The 1,646-nt window shown below is 63.0% G+C and carries 2 protein-coding genes; both read right to left on the bottom strand.

Features of this window, described 5'->3' with window-relative positions; translation table 11 throughout:
* Window positions 1–45 precede the first annotated feature (45 nt).
* Window positions 46–882: a mycofactocin-coupled SDR family oxidoreductase gene (locus tag WAN71_RS13505; protein WP_422225817.1), complete on the bottom strand. Its 837-nt coding sequence runs from the start codon at window positions 880–882 to the stop codon at window positions 46–48.
* 19 nt (window positions 883–901) lie between these two features.
* A partial coding sequence (locus WAN71_RS13500) for an ABC transporter substrate-binding protein (protein WP_422225816.1) occupies window positions 902–1,646 on the bottom strand: 745 nt, incomplete at its 5' end.

Raw genomic sequence — 1,646 nt, 5'->3', positions numbered from 1 at the left:
CCGCTGGAGTGGAAGGCCTCGGTCAGCACGTGATGCCGACGCGCATCACTTGACTGTGAGGCCCGCGTCGACCGAGTGGGTGATACCGGTGATGTAGCGGCCGGAGGTGCCGCACAGGTAGACCATGGCTTCGGTGATGTCGCTGGCTTCGATGACGGGAACATTCGGCAACAGGTTCTGCATCGTCTCGCCGAATTCGGGGTGTTCAGCGGCGTACTGCATGAATTGTTCGTTGACGACCATCGGAGTCATCACCCCAGTTGGATGAACCGAATTCACCCGAATGTTCTTCTCCGCCAGTGCATTAGCATAGTAACGCATCAGGCCGACGACACCGTGTTTGGCGGCGGCATAGCCTGCCCCGCCATGGCTCATGGTGCTGAACCGGACGCCACCGGCCTTGAGCCCGGCCGACGAGCTGGTGATCACGATGGCCCCGCCCTCGGCGTTGTCCAACAACGCAGGCAGGGCGGCTTCGATGCCGAAGTACACGCCGTTCAGCATGACGTTCACGGCGTCGAGGTAGGCCGATATCTGGTGTGACTGGTCACCGAGGATTGGCATGATACCCGCGTTGGCCAAAACGAAGTCCAACCGGCCGAACTCGTCGACTCCCTGTGCGACAACCGCTTTCAGCCGGTCGAAGTCGCGGACGTCGGCCTTCTCGGCGACGATGCGGCGACCGGTCTTCTCGACGAGATTGACGGTCTCGTCGAGGTCCTCGCGGGTCGCCATCGGATAGGTCACGCTGTCGATCTGCTCGCAGAGGTCGACGGCGATGATGTCAGCGCCCTCCTCGGCGAACCGCACCGCATGCGAGCGGCCCTGGCCGCGCGCCGCGCCGGTGATGAAGGCGACTTTTCCATCAAGTCCATTGCCCATGTTGATGTCTCACTTTCTCTCAGCTGCGGAATCGAGCCACAAGTCGGGTGGCGCTCGCGTTTTCGTTGATCTCGCGGAGCACCAGGTAGTTGACGCCGTGCCAGGCACGTCGGTTGTACTGGCCCAGCGAGATACGCGTGCCCGGGCCGCCGGTGCACGACGGCACGGCCTTGACCTTCTCGAGGCCCTTCATCACCCCGAACGGGGTCAGCGTCTGGGCGTGGCCGATGCCACGCGCCAGCGCGTCCGCACCGTCGAACGCCAGGGTCGGGACGCAGTTCTCCTGGCGGTATCCGAAGCGGGCTTCGAAGCGGTCCTGCAGCGCCTGGCCGGTCTTGTTCGCTTCGTCGTACTGATCGACGCCGATCCACCCCTGCAGGCCCTTCATCCACTGTGGGATCACATAGCAGTTAATGAACGCCGTGCACATGTACCGCGGGGGGTTGTAGTCGGCGGCGTGAAACGCCGAGTTCATCTCGATGCCAGGAAGTCCGAAGCCGAAGTACGCCACTGCATCTGGATTGCGCGCCTGTAGCCGTGCAACCGTCTTCGCCAGATCGCGGTCGGCTTGACCAACGCCTTCGCTGTGGACGATCTCGAGGCCCTCACGCCGGCAGGCGTCGGTGAAGAACTCGGTGTACTCGAGTCCCGTCGCGGCACGCTCGTAGACGACGCCGACTGTCTTCAATCCACGGTCGGCGATGGCCTCGGCAATAAGGTAGCCCTCTTCGGGCAGATTGCCATTGCCGAATCCGAACATGTAC

Origin of the sequence: Mycobacterium sp. (genome assembly GCF_049280035.1) — a bacterium.
GTDB lineage: Bacteria > Actinomycetota > Actinomycetes > Mycobacteriales > Mycobacteriaceae > Mycobacterium.
The sequence above is the reverse complement of the archived record's forward strand: the minus strand, read 5'-3'. Positions and strand labels throughout refer to the sequence as shown.